This is a genomic window from Clostridium sp. AF50-3, assembly GCF_003477445.1.
GTDB classification, from domain to species: Bacteria; Bacillota; Clostridia; order Lachnospirales; family Lachnospiraceae; genus Otoolea; species Otoolea fessa.
The window spans coordinates 68,792-86,665 of the sequence record NZ_QUDH01000002.1 but is presented as its reverse complement, the minus strand read 5'-3'; the positions used below and the strand labels follow the sequence as shown (position 1 = coordinate 86,665).

At 45.1% G+C, this 17,874-nt stretch carries 20 protein-coding genes and 1 pseudogene; 6 read left to right on the top strand and 15 right to left on the bottom strand.

Annotated features, from left to right (window positions below):
* Window positions 1-8 precede the first annotated feature (8 nt).
* Complete coding sequence (locus tag DW085_RS02785) at window positions 9-713, top strand: DUF4145 domain-containing protein (RefSeq protein ID WP_118491238.1); 705 nt, start codon at window positions 9-11, stop codon at window positions 711-713.
* Here the strand turns inward: DW085_RS02785 and DW085_RS02780 are convergent.
* The gene (locus DW085_RS02780) at window positions 697-912 is read right to left on the bottom strand and encodes a hypothetical protein (protein ID WP_207663887.1); all 216 of its coding nucleotides are present in this window, start codon (window positions 910-912) and stop codon (window positions 697-699) included. The two genes, DW085_RS02785 and DW085_RS02780, sit on opposite strands and share 17 nt — an antisense overlap.
* A 5-nt stretch (window positions 913-917) precedes the next feature.
* Window positions 918-1,127, bottom strand: a complete 210-nt coding sequence (locus DW085_RS02775) for a hypothetical protein (protein WP_118491236.1) — start codon at window positions 1,125-1,127, stop codon at window positions 918-920.
* A 167-nt stretch (window positions 1,128-1,294) separates the two neighbouring features.
* On the opposite strand from DW085_RS02775, the gene DW085_RS02770 reads away from it, so the two are divergent.
* The 5 genes from DW085_RS02770 (at window position 1,295) to DW085_RS02745 (ending at window position 5,541) form a co-directional block, all read left to right on the top strand.
* A complete protein-coding gene (locus DW085_RS02770) occupies window positions 1,295-1,606 on the top strand; it encodes a helix-turn-helix transcriptional regulator (RefSeq protein WP_182430749.1) in 312 nt (103 codons plus the stop codon).
* Between the two features lie 22 nt (window positions 1,607-1,628).
* Window positions 1,629-2,366, top strand: coding sequence for a Fic family protein (locus DW085_RS02765; protein ID WP_118491233.1), 738 nt, complete (start codon window positions 1,629-1,631; stop codon window positions 2,364-2,366).
* A 20-nt stretch (window positions 2,367-2,386) separates the two neighbouring features.
* The gene (locus tag DW085_RS02760) at window positions 2,387-2,851 is read left to right on the top strand and encodes an ImmA/IrrE family metallo-endopeptidase (protein ID WP_118491231.1); all 465 of its coding nucleotides are present in this window, start codon (window positions 2,387-2,389) and stop codon (window positions 2,849-2,851) included.
* 48 nt (window positions 2,852-2,899) lie between these two features.
* A complete protein-coding gene (locus DW085_RS02755; protein ID WP_118491229.1) occupies window positions 2,900-3,799 on the top strand; it encodes a hypothetical protein in 900 nt (299 codons plus the stop codon).
* Between the two features lie 677 nt (window positions 3,800-4,476).
* Complete coding sequence (locus DW085_RS02745) at window positions 4,477-5,541, top strand: site-specific integrase (protein WP_118491225.1); 1,065 nt, start codon at window positions 4,477-4,479, stop codon at window positions 5,539-5,541.
* Window positions 5,542-5,657: 116 nt separating this feature from the next.
* Here the strand turns inward: DW085_RS02745 and DW085_RS02740 are convergent, their stop codons facing one another.
* From DW085_RS02740 to DW085_RS02680, 13 genes and pseudogenes are all read right to left on the bottom strand, one after another.
* Entirely contained in the window at window positions 5,658-5,852 is a 195-nt protein-coding gene (locus tag DW085_RS02740; protein ID WP_106999744.1) for a small, acid-soluble spore protein, alpha/beta type, read from the bottom strand.
* A 54-nt stretch (window positions 5,853-5,906) separates the two neighbouring features.
* Window positions 5,907-6,209 (bottom strand): hypothetical protein, encoded by a 303-nt coding sequence (locus DW085_RS02735; protein WP_118491223.1) that lies wholly within the window; start codon window positions 6,207-6,209, stop codon window positions 5,907-5,909.
* Window positions 6,210-6,221: 12 nt separating this feature from the next.
* Window positions 6,222-7,043, bottom strand: a complete 822-nt coding sequence (locus tag DW085_RS02730) for a DUF1700 domain-containing protein (RefSeq protein ID WP_118491221.1) — start codon at window positions 7,041-7,043, stop codon at window positions 6,222-6,224.
* Window positions 7,044-7,056: 13 nt separating this feature from the next.
* A complete protein-coding gene (locus DW085_RS02725) occupies window positions 7,057-7,371 on the bottom strand; it encodes a PadR family transcriptional regulator (protein ID WP_022360428.1) in 315 nt (104 codons plus the stop codon).
* A 465-nt stretch (window positions 7,372-7,836) separates the two neighbouring features.
* Entirely contained in the window at window positions 7,837-7,986 is a 150-nt protein-coding gene (locus DW085_RS19010; protein ID WP_182430747.1) for a hypothetical protein, read from the bottom strand.
* A 52-nt stretch (window positions 7,987-8,038) separates the two neighbouring features.
* Window positions 8,039-9,120: pseudogene (rpsA, locus tag DW085_RS02715) on the bottom strand (30S ribosomal protein S1).
* On the bottom strand, window positions 9,101-9,952 hold the full coding sequence (gene ispH, locus DW085_RS02710; protein WP_106999741.1) for a 4-hydroxy-3-methylbut-2-enyl diphosphate reductase: 852 nt from the start codon (window positions 9,950-9,952) through the stop codon (window positions 9,101-9,103). Before ispH ends, rpsA begins: the two are co-directional and overlap by 20 nt.
* A gap of 300 nt (window positions 9,953-10,252) precedes the next feature.
* Entirely contained in the window at window positions 10,253-11,239 is a 987-nt protein-coding gene (locus DW085_RS02705) for a LysR family transcriptional regulator (RefSeq protein ID WP_118491219.1), read from the bottom strand.
* Window positions 11,240-11,757: 518 nt separating this feature from the next.
* On the bottom strand, window positions 11,758-12,774 hold the full coding sequence (locus DW085_RS02700) for an aminopeptidase (protein WP_106999739.1): 1,017 nt from the start codon (window positions 12,772-12,774) through the stop codon (window positions 11,758-11,760).
* A gap of 266 nt (window positions 12,775-13,040) precedes the next feature.
* Complete coding sequence (locus tag DW085_RS02695) at window positions 13,041-14,339, bottom strand: dicarboxylate/amino acid:cation symporter (RefSeq protein ID WP_118491217.1); 1,299 nt, start codon at window positions 14,337-14,339, stop codon at window positions 13,041-13,043.
* A 358-nt stretch (window positions 14,340-14,697) separates the two neighbouring features.
* The gene (locus DW085_RS02690) at window positions 14,698-15,690 is read right to left on the bottom strand and encodes an FAD-binding protein (RefSeq protein WP_118491215.1); all 993 of its coding nucleotides are present in this window, start codon (window positions 15,688-15,690) and stop codon (window positions 14,698-14,700) included.
* A 154-nt stretch (window positions 15,691-15,844) separates the two neighbouring features.
* Entirely contained in the window at window positions 15,845-17,248 is a 1,404-nt protein-coding gene (pepV, locus tag DW085_RS02685) for a dipeptidase PepV (protein WP_118491213.1), read from the bottom strand.
* A gap of 32 nt (window positions 17,249-17,280) precedes the next feature.
* Entirely contained in the window at window positions 17,281-17,730 is a 450-nt protein-coding gene (locus DW085_RS02680; protein ID WP_022360228.1) for a GatB/YqeY domain-containing protein, read from the bottom strand.
* Between the last annotated feature and the right edge of the window lie 144 nt (window positions 17,731-17,874).

Here is a 17,874-nt window from a genome sequence, read left to right as displayed (position 1 = left end):
GGAATTCAATGAAAACAACCATTAATGCTTTTAGTGTAAATTCGCAAATGAAAAACATTAATATTAACGTTGAAACACCACATAGCTGTCCCAGATGTGGAATCGCATATGCTGACGCACCTCGAGTTACATATTATAGTTGCCTTGACGGTTTCTATGAGTATAATATCTATGCATATTCCCTATACTTTTGCCCTAATTGCGGCAAATGTTTTTTTATCGAATATCGTGTATCAAATGATCTTTATTCTCCAGAAACATATACTGCTTACACAGATGCTGTGTATCCTCATCCCGATATAGAAAAAGGATTTTCTGAAGATATCGCCAAACTTTCACCTAATTTCATTAAGATATACCATCAAGCTGAAAAGGCTGAAAATATGGGCTTATCAGAAATATGTGGATTAGGTTACCGAAAGGCTCTTGAATTTCTTATCAAAGATTATGGAATCTTATTTCACCCTGATGATGAAGAAAAAATCAAAAACATGGCTCTATCACCGTGTATAAACACCTACATCGACAACCCTCGAATAAAAACACTTGCAACTGCATCTGCTTGGATCGGAAATGATGAAACTCATTATGTTCGTAAACATGAAGACTATAATTTGGAGCATTTGAAAATTTTTATATCTGCAACCGTTTCCTTCATCAATTCAGAACTCTCATATTTGAAAGCTGAGCAATTGCTTAACACTCCAAAGTAGACTCTTTTATTGCTTTGGCCTCAAGTTCCACCAATGGAGCACACAATTCCATATCCATCTCTGCCAGAAACTTTCCATCTAAGTCCCAGTACTGAGTAACAACCCGTGCTGGGTCTTTTTCTGTTCCAAGTCCTCTTACAGACTTGGTTTCAATTACCTGAATCACTTTGGCCTCTTTTACACCGTTTGGTCTATTCACTTTTCTTACACCTCCTTCTCATCCTCTGTTGCGAACAGGTAATCCAGAGAGCATTCTGGAAATTCTTTTTTAATCTGAATCATTTCGTTTCTCTTGAATTCTGTCGCACCAGACATTTTGTTTTTTAGACTCTCGTAATTGATACCCGTAATTTCTGCTAATGCTTTGATAGAAATTTTCTTTCTTGCCATCTCCGCATTCAAGTTATTAAACAATGTTTTCGCCTCCTTTATTACCCTGTATCGTAATCACAATACAACTATATTACCCTGCATCGTATTTGTCAACCCCAAAAAGTAATTTTTTTACTTTATAGGGTAATTTTTTATTTACAAAATATATCTTCCGTAGTATTATGAAATTACGAGGAGGTACTCACAATATGGGATTAACAGATAAATTAGATATTTTAATGAAAGAACGAAATATAAGTAAAGCGGACTTAGCTAGGGAATCTGGTGTTCCTTATACAACGATAGATGGCTTTTATAAAAAGGGATCAGAAAATGCAAAACTTTCAACATTAAAGAAACTTTGCAACTATTTTAATTGCACTTTAGATTATTTAGCTGATGATGCAGTTAATGACCAACCCACCACTTTAGCCGCCCATTTTGAAGGGGAAGAATACACAGAGGATGAGCTGGCCGAGATTCGCCAGTTTGCTGAATTTGTTCGAAATAAAAGGAAATAATCATTTCAGGAAGGAAAGATATATGACTACTGCTGAATTTATCCAGTTCCTGCTGGAACGCTTTCTGATTGAATGGAAGCGCCGCGACCGTTCCGGAGTTTACGGTTTTACCCAGCGACTGATGGCATATAACTCAAATAAAATCGAGGGCAGCACCCTGACAGAAGAACAGACCGCTTCCCTCTTCGATACTGGCACACTTCCAAAATCCGATGATTATTATCGTGCGAAGGACGTTGAGGAAATGAACGGTCACTTCCTGGCATTTAATAAAATGCTGGAAACCATCAAACAACCTCTAAGCCAGGAACTAATCAAACAATTCCACTATGAACTGAAAAGCGGCGTCTTTGAAGATCGCGCCAACGGTTACGCAATTGGAGATTACAAGAAGCGTCCTAATATCGTCGGCATGTATGAAACCGTGCTCCCCAGCAAAGTGCCGGAAGCAATGAGTGAACTTCTTGTCTGGTATAACTCTCAGACCGTCACACTGGAAATTCTGGCGAAGTTTCATGCACGCTATGAAAGCATCCACCCATTTCAGGATGGAAACGGACGCACCGGACGCATTATCATTTTCCGGGAATGCCTGCGTCACGGTATTTCTCCGCTGATTATTGAAGATACACACCGGCCGGAATACCTCGAAGCTTTAAAAGAATACCGTGAATCTGGAACCGTGGCAAAACTAATTTCACTCTTTCAGCTTGAACAGAAGTACTACCTGAATCGGTGCCAGTATTTTATGCTGGAATAATTTAGTACTGGGGGGATTTTATGAACTCGTATGAATCTTTACTGGAAGAGGCCTGCAGAGATGGAGTTGAGGTTTATGATTATCCATTTACCAGTGAGCGTATCAGAGGCCTGTACTGTGACAGAGCTATTGCCATCCGACAGGGCATGACAACGGTGGAGAAGTCCTGTGTCCTGGCCGAGGAGCTGGGGCATCATCATACCACCGCCGGACAGATCATTGACTTAGATTCTGTAGAAAACCGAAAGCAGGAACGCATGGCGCGTCTGTGGGCTTACAATAAGCGCATCGGACTCTCTGGCATCATCCAAGGCTACCGGAAGCGCTGCCGCAACCTACACGAACTGGCAGAGTGCCTGGAAGTGTCAGAGGATTTTCTGAAAGAGGCGCTGGAGTGTTACCGCGAAAAGTATGGATGCTATACGGAGCTGGATGGATATTTGATTATGTTTGAGCCATATTTAGCAGTGATAGAGAAAATATAATTAACTTAACATAAATTAATCATTTAAATTTACGAAGGGGGAGTTTATATGTTTTCAAAAGATGAAACTTTAAAAATGTTAACTAATTGCGAAATTCCAGTGATTAATCCTTCTACAAATTATTGGTTTATCAGAACTAACGGAGGTGACAATTTTGAAAATTTTTATTTTGGTCAATATGTTGCTATCGGTTGGGATAAAATTAATGATCTTGATTCCATAAAATACTGTTCTCTCAATGATTTAAAAGATGAAATTATTAAATCATATCCTGACGATTCTAAACCGGGATCGACTGCATCACAAATTATGCGCTTTGTAAATGATATGAAAATCGGTGATTATGTACTGGTTCCTGGCGCAAACTGTGACCGTATTGCTATTGGTCAAATAACCAGCGAACCATATATCTACAAAGCTTCTGAGCAGGAACGTATTGATGTAATGTTTTTTGATGGAGAAATTTCATATTTAAAACGTAGAAATGTTAAATGGATCGCGAATAGACCATTCGAACGGCGTGAATTAGATCCGATGCTCATACCAATTATTTATTCTTATGGTACTATTGTCAATGCCAATCCTTATTCGGGATTTATTAATCGAACCCTATATAGCTGTTATATCCAGGGGAAGGAAATGCATGCAATATTCGATGTAACCACTACTCAAAATATTGCTGCTGTCGATTTGTATAATTTTATCGACTCTATTTTTGAAAGTGCCGATATATATTCAGAATTATATAATGTACCTATTAAAAAAAATGAGTTTTCCATTAAGGCTACTATAAACTCTCCTGGTCCTGTGGAAATTATTACATGTGCGCTGGTGCCTTTATCTTATTGGCGTCATTATCATTATTTATCAATGGTGCTAAAGCAAAATTTTCCTTTGACATATTTAATGTTGTTAAAGGTAATGTTGATATCGATTCACCTGGATTAATTGATAAAATCAGGGATTTTAAAACAATAGCTACTGAAAATGAAATTAAACTTCAAAAAACTCAGGCCAAAATTGAAGAATCGAGAAAAAAACTAAAAATAAAGAAAAAAGAAAATAAAAAATAGGGCTGGACGTTTAATCCAGCCGCTCAATCTTGAAGCTTTTCTTTACAAAGATAAACGATGTAATCAAAAATAAGACTTCATGTAAATATATTTTTCCAGCAAATATAATTCTTGGCATATGTAACAGAGAAATAAAGACAAGGCGCTGTAATAGATATGCAACAAAAAACAAAAGTATATAAATACTATATTTTGAAATGCAATATCTCATAATAAGACCCCCTCTCTTTATAAGACTATGATACATCACATTATGCTGTGTGACAACTTACGAATTCTTAATTTTAATATCTGATTACAGAAAGGAGTTAAAAACAACCATCTGACCGACCAAGGATGCTCCGCAGCTCCAGACCTCTTTTTCGAGAATAATACTCTATAAAATGTAAAACCGCCCGGTGCTACCAACACCGAACGGCTTTACATAGATTTTCTCTTACAGGATCACTCCCGGAAGATATAATCAAACTTGAACACTTTGAATTATATCATTCTTCCGGGTGCCCTGCAAGGGGTGTATTTCCTATACCCACCAAGGAGGATGATATCATTATGGCAAAACGCAAAAATTCACTCCCATCCGGGAACTTTCGTGTTCTGGCTTTAGATTACACAGATCCGGATGGTAAACGTCATTATAAGTCCTTTACCGCGCCGACCAAGAAAGAGGCGCGGATGCTTGCAGACGAATGGAAATTATCAAAGAAAAGGAACCGCGCCGAAAATATATCCGTTCGTGTCGCTGTCCAGCGATACAAGGACATGAAAGCAGCCGTCCTTTCCCCGTCTACCCTACGCGGCTATGCAGGACTCTTGCGGACGCACTTCCAGGGCGATTTCGGCAGCACACGCCTTAATGAATTGAACAGCCAGATTGTACAGATCTGGATATCTGATTTATCGAAAAGGCTTAGCCCTAAGACCGTCCGAAATGCCTATGCGCTTCTGACAGCGGCTCTCGATATGTTTGCCCCCGACCTTTCTATCCGCGTACAGCTTCCCGCCCGGAAGCACCCGGAGCTATATTGTCCGAACGACACAGATATTCAGCGCCTCCTGGCTGAATCTGCTGGAACCGATCTGGAAATAGCCATTCTTCTGGCTGCATTTGGTCCGCTTCGCCGTGGCGAAATCTGTGCTTTGACTTCCCGTGATATTAAAGGGAACACCATAACTGTCAGCAAAAGCATCGTGCGTAGCGAGGACAATGAGTGGATAACCAAGTCACCCAAAACCTACGGCAGCTATCGAACTATACAAATGCCAGAATTCTTTTTTAAACATATACGCGGTAAAAAAGGGGCACTGTGTAACCTGAACCCCGATCAGCTCACGCGAGACTTCGAACGGGTTCTGGATCTCTGCCAGCTCCCCCACTTCCGCTTTCATGACCTGCGGCATTACTCCGCGTCCATCATGCATGCGATCGGAGTTCCGGATCAATACATTATGCAGAGAGGCGGTTGGTCCTCTGACAATGTGATGAAATCCGTCTACCGGAATGTCATTGATTTGGAGGCAGAAAAGCAGAGTCAGCTGATCCTTGAACATTTCCAAAAAGTTGCAAACGTAAAATCATGCAACACGAAATGCAACACGATGCCTGAAAAGCATTGATATTAAAGGCTTCTTCGCGGGTTCAAGTCCCGCAGCCGGCAGATTTGAAAGCCCTTGAAAATATTGGATTTTTCCTTTATTTTCAAGGGCTTTTGGTGTTTTCAAGCAAATATCTATCAGCCTTTCTTATCCTGTTTCATCTCCCGCCTTTTCTTCGTCATCAGACCGCCAATCCGCCCGCTCTCCTTGGCAGTCAGGCTTCTCCAGCCATACTGCCGTACCTTGTCCGCCAGTCCAATTTCTTCCGCCACCTCATATTTCAGCCGCTCTGCCGGGGTCATTTTCTCAAAATCCACCTTATTTTCATCCATAAAAAATACTCCTTTCCACCTTGTGTACTCAGAGTATGTCCATTTTCTGGAAAACTATTCGCATTGTTTTTCTCTGTCCAGCTGCTCTTCCATCTCATCCAGCTCGTCGATCTCTTCCGGCAGCTGCTCTTCCATCTCATCCGGCTCGTCGATCTCATCCGGCAGCTGCTCCGTATCATCCCATATCTCCTCCGAATCACCCCAGTTATATTTATCCTGAAATTTTTTTTCCTGATCGATCAGAAAATCCAGTCCGGCAGCTGCGCCTCCAATGGCAGCCCCGATCGATGTCACACCGATTCCACCCACAAAGAGGACAGCGCCAATGATTGCCATTTTTTTCATCCATTTTTTCATTTTCCTATCCTCCTACGCCCTGGCTGACAGATAACCTGCCGCCTGACGGCAAAGCTGAATGATTCCCTTGACTGCCCACGGCAGAAATACACCGTAAAACAGGATACAGCCGCATATCAGAAGCAGACAGCTGCCCTCTGCCGCGATACCCAATCCGATGAACATCAGTCCCATCGCAAAATGTTCAAACAGACTCGCCGTACCCAGAACAAACAGCATAATTCCGCCAACAAACACCAGCACCGTCATCAGTCCCAGCACCACCAATATCGCTGCCAGTGCGACTGCCAGCCCAAAAACACTTCCCACAGTCCCCGTTACCAGCGAAAAGATAAATGGAAGAACTGCAAGCACTACCAGAACTACCACAACCATTCCAATCTTGGAACCGGTTATTTTTTCTTTTAAGCAATGCAGCATCTCGCTCAGACGGCTTCTTTGATTCTCATTGGATGCCGCATTTTCTCCCGTTTCCTCATCCCGAAATTCCCGGAATGGGGCATCCTCGGTTCCAGCCTGAAATCCTGCTTCTTTTTCTCGTTCTCCCTGTTCTGCCCCACCGCTTCTGGATAAAGTCGTCCGCTTTTCTTCAAACCGGCTGTCATTGTACCCCCGGTCTGTAAATTCGCCGCCACTCCATTCACTCTGCAGCTCCATCCGGATTACCTCGGCAATATGCTCCGGACTCTGAAATTCTGCAAGTACCTCTTCTTCCTTCTCCGGTCCCGCTTCCTCCAGATAATCGCGGTAATAGTCAATCGCATCCCGTTTTTCTTCTTCCGGAATATCCTGCAAGAGCGCTTCCAGCCTCTCTAAAAATGCTTCTTTTTTCATGATCTGCCTCTCCTTATCCCTCTTTCAGTATCTCTGAAATTTTTCCTGCATACACGTTCCACTCACCCCGGTAAAGATTCAGCTGAATCCGTCCCGCCTCCGTTATTTTGTAATACCGTCGGTTTCTGCCGTCGATCGCCCGGTCATATGTTTCCAGGCAGTCATCCTTCTGAAGCCGCCGCAACACCGGATAAAGCGTAGACTCCGATATTTCGATTGCCTGACGGACATCCTGCGTGATCTTATACCCATATGTTCCTTCTGCAGATTTTGATACAACTGAAAGGACGATCGCATCCAGAAGCGCAGCTCCTGTATTAAAAACCATCTTATCCCTCCTAAGATTCACTAATTCAAAATATAATATTTTTTCTTGTTTAATATTATATGTTATATAATATTGTATCTAAATTATATATCAGTGTACCTTCTTTGTCAATATTTTTCCAAATATCCTTATGACTCACTCCAATCCATCTTTCTGCTCCCACAACCCTTCACCACGCCGTATCCCGCTCCTCATCACGCAAAAAACAGACCGTACAACCTATGTTCCATCACATACGCCATACTGCCTGTTTTCATTTTTATCTTATTCAAGTCGAACATCCGTGAGACTTGGCGCGTGATTCTGGTCAGCAAAGCTGACATATTCCTATCAGAATCACTGCGCATCCTCGCGGAGCGTTTATCTCAGTTGGAGACCCAACTCCCACTGAGACAAATTTGCTATTACTCACTACCTGAAGAGGCGGGAGTCTTCTCAACTGAGATAAAATCACCAAATAGCTTTCTACAGCACCAGAAACAGCCAGCTCTTTCTTCCAATCCCAGAAATACCCATCTGCATTCCGATCAAGAATACCATGTCCCACGCCATCGCAAAAACGGCTGCCACCTCCACATTCTTCCTGTGGAAGTGACAGCCTGATGATTCTTTCATCCTCCGACTGACGCACTATCTGTCCGATGAGAAACTGGCGTCAACCGTTTGATTAGTTTTCTTCTACTTCCTGATTCTCAAGAGCTTTCATGCTCAGGCTGATCTTGCGGTCTGCCTCGTTGAAATCAACTACCTTAGCAGTGATAACCTGTCCTACGCTCAGTACGTCGGATGGTTTGTCAACATGCTCTCTGGAAATCTGGGATACGTGAAGAAGTGCATCTACACCTGGCTCCAGCTCAACGAATGCGCCGAAATCAGTCATACGTGCTACCTTGCCTTCTACTACGTTGCCTACAGCATATTTCTCAGCTGCGTTTGCCCACGGATTGCTCTCCGGGAACTTTAAGCTCAGAGCGATCTTCTCGCCGTTGATATCTTTGATCAGAGCTTTTACTTTATCGCCTACTTTGAAAACCTTCTTCGGGTTCTCAACTCTGCCCCAGGACATCTCAGAGATGTGAAGCAGACCGTCAGCGCCGCCAAGGTCGATAAATGCACCGAAATCAGTTACATTCTTAACAACACCTTCTACGGTCTGACCAACAGCGATCTTCTCGAATAATTCTTTCTGCATAGCAGCTTTCTTCTCAAGCAGGATCTGCTTGCGGTCGCCGATGATACGGCTTCTTCTTCCGCTCGGATTGAACTCGGTAACTACGAACTCAATCTCCTGACCTGCGTACTTGGATAAGTCTTTATCATAAGTATCAGAAACCATGCTTGCCGGAATGAATACACGGGTTCCCTCAACCTCTACTACGAGGCCTTTCTCCATAACCTGTGTAACTTTCTCTTTCAGAACTTCCTTGTTCTCGAAAGCTTCTTTCAGACGTTTCAGACCCTTATCAGCAGCCAGTCTCTTGTAAGATAAAGCAGCCATGCCCTCTCCGTCGTTTACTTTCAGAACTTTTGCTTCCAGTTCGTCGCCGACCTGAACTTTGGTTCTAAGATCTACGCCCGGCTCATTGGTGAATTCGCTTCTTGTGATGATGCCTCGGATTTGCTTCCAGCGATGCTGAGAATGATTTCGTCTTCCTTGACACCGATAACCTGACCGGTAACAGCCTCTCCTGTACGTAATCTCTTGAATGATGATTCTTCAAACATTTGTTCAAAACTTAATTCTGACATTAGTATGAACCTCCTCGATAATTTGATTTGGGGTCGATGCCCCGGCTGTAATACCTACGCTGCGCACAGTACCTGTTATCTCAGGCTTGAAATCTTCCAGTGTCTGAATGTAGTAAGTGTGTTTACATTCCCTGCGGCAAATCTCATACAACTTTTGTGTGTTAGAACTGTTCTTGCCTCCAATCACAATCATAACATCAACCTGTGAAGCTATCTGCCTCGCCTCAACCTGTCTCTCCTGTGTTGCATTGCAAATCGTATTTAAAACAAGTATATCATAATACGTTTTTGAAATTTTTTCAACTAAATCTTGAAATTTATTGTAGTTAAATGTCGTCTGCGCCACGATACAGAGCTTTTCATCCGGTCTGAGTGCCAGATTTTCAAATTCCTCCAGTGACTCGACTGCCAGAGTATACTCATTTCCCCAGCCCTTGATACCCTCGACCTCCGGGTGGTGCTCATTTCCCACGATAATCACGCGGCGTCCGGCTTCGCACTGTTCCCGGACAATCTTGTGGATCTTTTTGACAAATGGACAGGTCGCGTCCACAAGCTCCAGTCCCTGGCGTTCCAAGAGTTCATAGATCTCCCTGCCTACGCCGTGGGAACGGATGACGACCACGCCTTCTTTCAGGGCTTCCAGTTCCTCCTTCGAATGGATGACCTGTACGCCCTTCTCTTCCAGATCCCGCACCACCTCTTCATTGTGGATGATGGGACCGTAGGTATAGATCGGCTTCTTCCCCGTCGCTATCTGATCATATACCTTCTCGACTGCCCGCTTCACGCCAAAGCAGAAGCCAGCCGTCTTCGCAACTGTGATTTCCATGTTCCTGCCCGCCATTCCTCCTATTCCTCATCGTCTTGGATAAATAAATCCCCTCTGTCTCCTTCATAAAATCCACCTTTGCTCCTGTCTCTCATAGCATCCCGCGAATTCTCCAGAATAGAAATTCTTCCGCCTTTAATCGGCAACTCATTTACCCTCATTGTTATAGTCTATCATACTTTAGACTGCTGGTAAAGTCTAAATCGACGTAAAATTATATAAAATTTACACGATTAACTGATTTTGCAACCGCATTTCGGAATTTACGCCGCATTCAGTCCCTGTCTTCGGAAATTGCCGTTACTCCTTTTGCCTCCCGGCAACCGGATCGGTGTCCGGATCATCCGACCGGATGCCTGCCAGACGCATAAACTCACGCATCGCCGCCGTCACATAACGCCCCCGCTTGACCGAAAATGTGATCTCCCGCTCAGACAGCGGGTCGTCCAGCTTATAATAGACCAGCCTCGGGTCCTCCGGACGCCACTGTACAATATCAGAACGCACAAACATCGCTCCAACCCCGTTGGAGACGATATTTAAAGAAGTCAGCACCTGATCCACCATCATCACAGTTTTCATCGTAAAACCGCTGTTGCGGCATATTTTCGCGCCTCGTTTATACATATCATTGCCCGGTTTCATCGTGATAAACGGCACATCCTTAAATTCCTTTAACGGAACCGCCTCCACCTCCGGTTTTAAAAAGGACTTGGACAGAATCTCCTGCCTGGACAGTCGGTATGGCTGCAGCTTCCGGTTAACCGGAAAACTTTCCGGAACTGCCAGAATCAGATTTTCCTTCCGGAATAAATACCGTTTGATCGAAGTATCGTCCTTCTCCATCGCCGTCTCCAACACCAGATCCAGCGACTCATTTTCCAACCCTGCTTTCAGCTCCCGCGTATTTCCTTCTGTTAGGTCAATCGTAACCTGCGGATATTTTGTCTGAAAACGGGCAATCAGATCCGGATACACAAACGAGCAGAAATAAGATGCACCGCCGAGCGCCAGCGTGCCGCCCTGAAGCCCCGCAATATCTTGAAAATACCGTTCCAGATTCCGTTCCAGAAAAAGAATCTTTTCAACGGTACGGATGTAATACGCGCCCTCCTTCGTCACCGTCAGCGGAATCGTACTGCGATCAAAAATCGGCGCTCCCATCTCTTTCTCTGCCTTCCGCACCATGTTGCTGAGTGCTGGCTGGCTGATAAAAAGCTTCTTCGCCGCTTTGGAAAAACTCTTTTCTTTGTAAACCTCATACACGTACTTCATTTCATTCAGCATTTGTCAATTCCCCCTGTCCATTTTCCATCCTGCTTTGCTTAAATGATGTTACGATTCTTGCACCCATGACCCGTAACGAATTCTGCCATGGTTCTGCACTTAAATATGGCTGATCCACTTTCCCATATCTCTATGCTAAAATCTGCTATAAACGAATATAACCGCCATATCTAACAGTTATTTTTTATTGTTATTATTTTATCATAAGATTTCTATATCTGTAAACAAATAAACTGTATTTTCCGTCCGTTTTCAGGCAGAATCCAGCTTATTTTACAAAACTTCCAGGTGCGTGAATCAGCACTCAAAAGAAGCTGCGAACGCCTGCGCTCTACACATCTAAGGCAGCTAACCTGCGTCCACAGCTTCCATTTTTAATATGGAGGTTTATTCAATTCCTAAGCTTTTACAAATTCCTGATGTTTTATATTGCGGCTGCTCAAGGGGAAATCGCAGCCGCAATTCATGCAGTCTTTCATTGACAATTCGTTCTTGATATTTCTTAATATATAGCCATATTATTTGTCGCCCAAACAAACAACCTTGCCGTCTTTTACGATCAGAACTTCTTCTGGTGTTCCCTCGTCGAAGATAACGGTCGGATTGTACTGTACCATGTCGATATGTACGGTCGAACGTGCAGGCTGTCCATAGTAGAATCCGTTGCCCATTGCGATGTGGCAGGTTCCTCTTGCTTTCTTCTCTTCCTCGAAGTCTCCGTTAAACATACAAGCCGGATTAAGTCCAAGTCCGATCTCTGCGATGTTGTCGGAATCTTTAACTTCTGCGATCTGACGGCGGATTTCTTTACAAATCTTCGGATCGCCGCCAACTACCTCTACGATACGCCCTTGTTCGATTCTTAACTCAACCGGTGTGGTCGGGCATCCATAGTAGCAGATAGGTCCATCAATTACCAGTTTGCCATGGGTTGTGTCGATCACCGGTCCTAAGGAAACCTCGCCGTCAGACCAAGCCATTGCATCGCCCGGATTTCTCGCGATACCACATTCGATGATCGGCTCCATCTGATTCATTTCCATGTACAGGTCGGTACCAGCCGGTGTGGTGATGTGAGCCATCTTATGACCTCTCCAGATAGCCTGCAGCTTCTCGCCATCTGCGTAAACTGCTTCGTAGTCTGCCAGAGCGCCGCCTCGTGTGAAGTTATCGATACTTCTTAAGCAGATGGAAACCTCACGGAGTTTCTTCTGGTTGATGAGCTCTTTCAGATGGTTATTGTAGATAGCTGCACCGGATGCAGTTGTCATGCCGACAAATACATCGCAGGCATCCATGCCAAGCTCCAGAGATTTCGGGAAAATGGTTGCTTTATCTTTTCCACGAATCGGCATCATGTATACGCCGTACTCAGCGCCGCAGTTTAAAGCGGCTGCTGCCATCGCCTGGGTCATTCTCTCGTCGGTTTGAGGGTCAACGACAATCAAAACTTCCTCGCCCGGTTTAACAGCCATCAGGTTGCCAAGAAGATACTGCGCACGTTCCATACATTCGATAATTCTGTTATCACTCATAATTCAAATCTCCTTTTCTTATCTGATTTTTCTGATTTTTTGCGCCGTTGCAAAAAGGTTCGCATTTTCTGCGTTGTATTCTTTTTTATTTGAATCCGGAAAACAGATTCTTCTCAGGGCCGGGTGCCCCATGTGCCGTTTTATCTGAATATTTCCTGCCTCTTAAGCCGGAATATTCTTCGCTCAAAGCATTCGGTTAATCTACCTATTTCCATTTTCCGGATGATATACTGATTCACATATTTGTTAACTACTTTCCAGCCGCCTTACGCTGCTTTCTTCTGTTCTACCTGATTGAAAACATCGTGGTTCAATTCACCCTGCATTTCAGAGATACAGACAGAGGCTACCAGGTCGCCTACGGAGTTGGTAGAGGTATGAATCTGGTCGATGATACGATAGATTCCAGCTACCAGTGCGTATGCATCCAGCGGAAGTCCCATCTGCGTCATCAGGGTTAAGCTGATAACCAGACCAATCTGCGGAGTTGCTGCACAGCCAACGCTTAAGAAGGTTGCCTGTACAACCAGCATAATCTGCTGCTGAATACTTAACTCTACGCCGTACAGCTGTGCGGCAAAGAGAACAACGATACCAAAGTATGCACACGTTCCGTTCATCTGAGCGGTACATCCAAGCGGAAGTACGAAACTCGCAATATCTCTCGGAACGCCCATCTTCTTCGGTGCTACTTCCATCGATACCGGAAGAGCTGCTGAAGAAGTACAGGTACTAAATGCAATCATCCAAGGTTCAAACGCTTTGCGCCAGAACTTCATCGGATTTACCTTTCCAATCACGCTAAGGAAAATGCTGTATCCAACAATACTCATGGTGATGCAGGCAAGATAGTCAGTTAAGATGAATTTCAGAACCGGTCCGAAGATGGCAACGCCATATTTTGCAAGTGCTACAGTCATCAAACTGAATACGCCGTAAGGGATGATTCCAAGAATCATATCGATAACCTTAAACATCGTCCGTGAGCAAAGGCTGATGATGTCACATAACGGCTGCGCTTCCTTGCCGATGCTGATGATGGCAAATCCAAGAAACAGGGAGAAGACGATAATCTGCATCATCTCGCCACTTGTCAGTGCCTGGAATGGGTTGGATGGGATTAAGTCAAGCAGTGTCTGGTAGATACCCGGAAGTTCTTTCACCTCCATTGCTGTCTCTGCCGTTCCCAGCTGCAAGCCGTGTCCCGGTTTGATAATATTGGCAAGTATCAGACCGATGGTTGCTGAAATACCGCCAGTTGCTAAAAACCAGATGATGGTTTTAACGCCGATGCTTCGAAGTTTCTTGATATCACCCAGTGAGAGCGCCGCGTCGATGATACAGAAGAACACCAGCGGAACGACAATCATCTTGATCAACTTGATAAACAAATCTCCAATGAACTGGAAGAACGGAAGGACATATCCGTTAATGATCTCATTCTCCACGCCGCCCATAAAATTTAAGACGTAACCAAACGCGATACCTGCAAACAATGCAATGAATATTTTCACGTACAACGGAGTTTCTTTTTTCTCCGCCCCATTTTTAGTTTTCTCCACCATGTAATACCCCCTTATGTAATGTTTTTTTATTTCTCGTGTTCCTCATGAGGTTTGACTACATAGTATCAAAAAGCCAGATTATTATAAACAAATATATCGAATTGCGAATAAGTTATAATAATTCAGTGATACAGAGTTGGTTCTGACTTACTTTTTTATATATTGTCTCCACAATAAAAATAATTTTATTTTTGCAAATCAGTTCCGTGCTGTTTTCTGTAAAATACCAAAAGCGGGTAAAAGTTTTTTCGCTTTTACCCGCTTCTTGCTTGAACCTTCTTCTTAAAGGTTTCTATTTTATTTCGTCTGTATCATCTACTTTTTTAGAAATGGCATTATATGTGAACCATTTTAGCTTTTACTGGTTATCCGAAACATAAACCGCTGCTTCTGTTCCTGCAGTCGAACCAAACACAACCGCCTCGGTCAGCTCATTGCCGGAGAGCACACCTTCACCGTCTACTGCCGCTGACAGGATCGGACCTGCTGCATAAAGACCATTGATCAGCTCGCCGCTATCTTTGTTTAGCTGTTCCGCATTGTTGCTGACAACCAGGGCTGCTGCCTTGCCATCTGCCTCGTATACCTGAGATTCCTCAAAAACCGGAATCAGGGAAACATCGGTCGCTACCAGTGCCAGGCAGTCAATCTCCTGATCCTTGCCGTCCACCGTCACAGTGATGCGGTCAAGGGCACCTTCTTCATTGTAAGCGACACTCTTTAATTCTGCCTTATATTCAACCGGAATCTTCAGCTCTTCGACTTTTTTAAGCAGCGCTTCCTGTGCAAGCTCGTTCAGATTTCCCTCTTTTGCCGGGAAACTGCGGGCTACCGAGGAACCTGCCTCCTGTGTCAGATCGCCGTACTCCATTCCCAGTGTGTCGGCAAGCCAGTCTTTCGCCTCTTCGCTGTTCTCCGATACATATGCCGCCATATCCGAATTGTTCGTATTATTTCCTGCCGTCATAATATCGGACAGATAAATCTCAAAATCATCCGTAAGATTCGCCTGGAACTGCTCATCCGTATCGGCTGCATTGACATACGGTGCCATCTCCGTCATATCTGCCGCCAGCTCTTCGCCCGGTGCCAGAATCAGGATCTTCGACGGATCCATGCCCTCGGCTGCCGCCTGAACCGCCGCGATCAGTCCGGCACTGTCTCCGCCTGCGATGACAAGCTGTGCATCCGATGCTTCTGCCTCTCCGGCCGCTTCAGTTGCTGCCTCGCTTGCCGCTGCACTCTCTGTTGTATCTGCCTTACTGCCGCATCCCGCCAGTGCCGTTGTTCCCAGAACCGCTGCCGCCGTCAGAATCCCTGCCTTTTTAACTGTATGGAATGATTTTTTCATAATCGTTCTCTCCTTTCCCTCTCGCCGGAGTTCCTGCAGCCGTCTTCAAACATGCACAGTACCTCTCGGTTGTGGATTTCAGTCTAACATAGAACCTGCGGCGAATCAATTAAGGTTTCTTTAATTCTTACGGCGGAAAAAACGAAATTTTCTGTTACTTACACAAATCCGCAATCACCTGTGCAAAAATCTTCGCGCTTGCCACCAGATCACTCACATAGGCAAATTCATCCGCCCCATGCATCCGGTTGTCCACGCCCGGCATCGACGCGCCAAATGCAACGCCGTTTTTCAGGTCATGCACATATGTGCCGCCGCCGGTATAGTTGCACTCGCCCTTGTTGCCGGTATAAAGCTCATAAGCATTCAGAAGTGTTCTGACAAACTCGGAATTGCCGTCTACAAAATGCGGTTCTCGCAGCTGCGGGGACTCTAACTTCATGCCGTGGGACGCAAGTTTTGCCTCCACCGGTTTCAACAGGTTGTCATCATTGCCGCCGATCGGGAAACGTCCGTCAAAGTACGCTTCCATCCGTGTCTCCGTCATCGTAAGCATTGTGAATGCCAGAGACAGCGCTCCGGATCCTTCTGCCTGCATCGCCACGCCAAGCGCCTTGCCCTCGGTATCATTCCACGGGAAGCACTCAGTCAGGCTGTGAATCAGCTTCGTCTGTCCGCAGGATGCAAATGGCAGGCGATCCAGAAGCAGAAGCAGGGATGCCAGCGCATTTTTGCCTTCCTCTGGTGTCGAGGCGTGTGCGCCCTCACCGATTGCGGTGATCACGATCGCATCTTCCTCTGCCTGAAGCTCAAACTGTACGCCGGTCTCCTTCGTCACGCCCTCTGCCATCAGACGTACCTCTTCCTCGGTCAGTCCTGTAATTGTCGCATGCGCCTTGCCCGGAACAACATTGATCTTGATGCCAGCCTCGATGGACAGGATCCGCGCATTCTCCGTCGATACCTCAAAAGAAGCTGTCACATGCCCCGGGAAACGTCCTTTTTCGATATTGATAACCGGGAACGAAGCATCCGGGGAAAATGTCATCGGCGCTTCCTTCTCCACTTTATAATAATGTTCAATATCGCTGCTGCCGCACTCCTCATCTGTTCCCAGAATCAGGCGGACATTTTTTGTCACCGGGATTCCCAGTTCTTTGACCGCACGCATCGCATACAGAGCTGCTACCGCCGGTCCTTTGTCATCCGCCGTGCCGCGTCCGTACAACTTTCCGTCTTTTACAATCGGTTCAAACGGCTGTGTCACAGTCCAGCCCTCGCCTGCCGGGACAACATCCAGGTGTGCCAGAATATCTAGCTGGTGCTCACCGTCATTTAAATCGGCGGTTCCTACATAATTATCGTAATTGTTGATGGAAAATCCATACTCTTCCGCCATTTTGAGTGCCTGTGCCAGTGCGCGGCTCGGACCTTCGCCGAACGGATCGCCCTCCTGGTATGCCGAACGCTCGCTGTTGATGCTGCACAGCGCGCATATGTCATCTAACATCTCCTGCTTGTGCGCCTCGATATACTGCTCGATTTTCTTTTTATACATAAATCTTCCGCCTCGTTCTTTTCCTTTGGTTATTATTTGGACAGAATTCCAGCCAGTACCTGGTTCACTACCTTTCCGTCTGCCTTGCCCTTTACCTTCGGCATCAGGGTTTTCATGATTTTGCCCTTGTCAGACGGTGCCGGATTTTCAATGCCAAGCTCTGCCAGAACACTTTTGATCACCTCTGCGATCTGCTCTTCGGTCAGATCCTCCGGTGCAAATTCCTGATAAACTGCCAGACGTGCCTGTGCCTCCTCGCGGATATCCGCACGATCTGCCGGAGCCAGTTCCAGAGTCTCCTTCGTCTGCTTGATCTCTTTCTTTACAACTGCGTCCGCCTCTTCCTCAGTCAGCGGAGAACGCTTGTCGATCTCCGCATTTTTCAGTGCGGATAACAGCATGGATAAGGAATCTTTTCTTGCTTTGTCTTTTGCTTTCATGGCTTCTACCATGGCTGCACGTACTACATCTACTCTGCTCATATGAAATGTCTCCTTTTCTGATTTTTTCTATATTTTCACCATGCCCAAGTGGGACGATGGGAACCCTCTCTTGTTTTACCATGCCCAGGGGTGCGATAGGGACTCTCTCTTGTTTTACCATGCCCAGAGGTGCGATAGGGACTC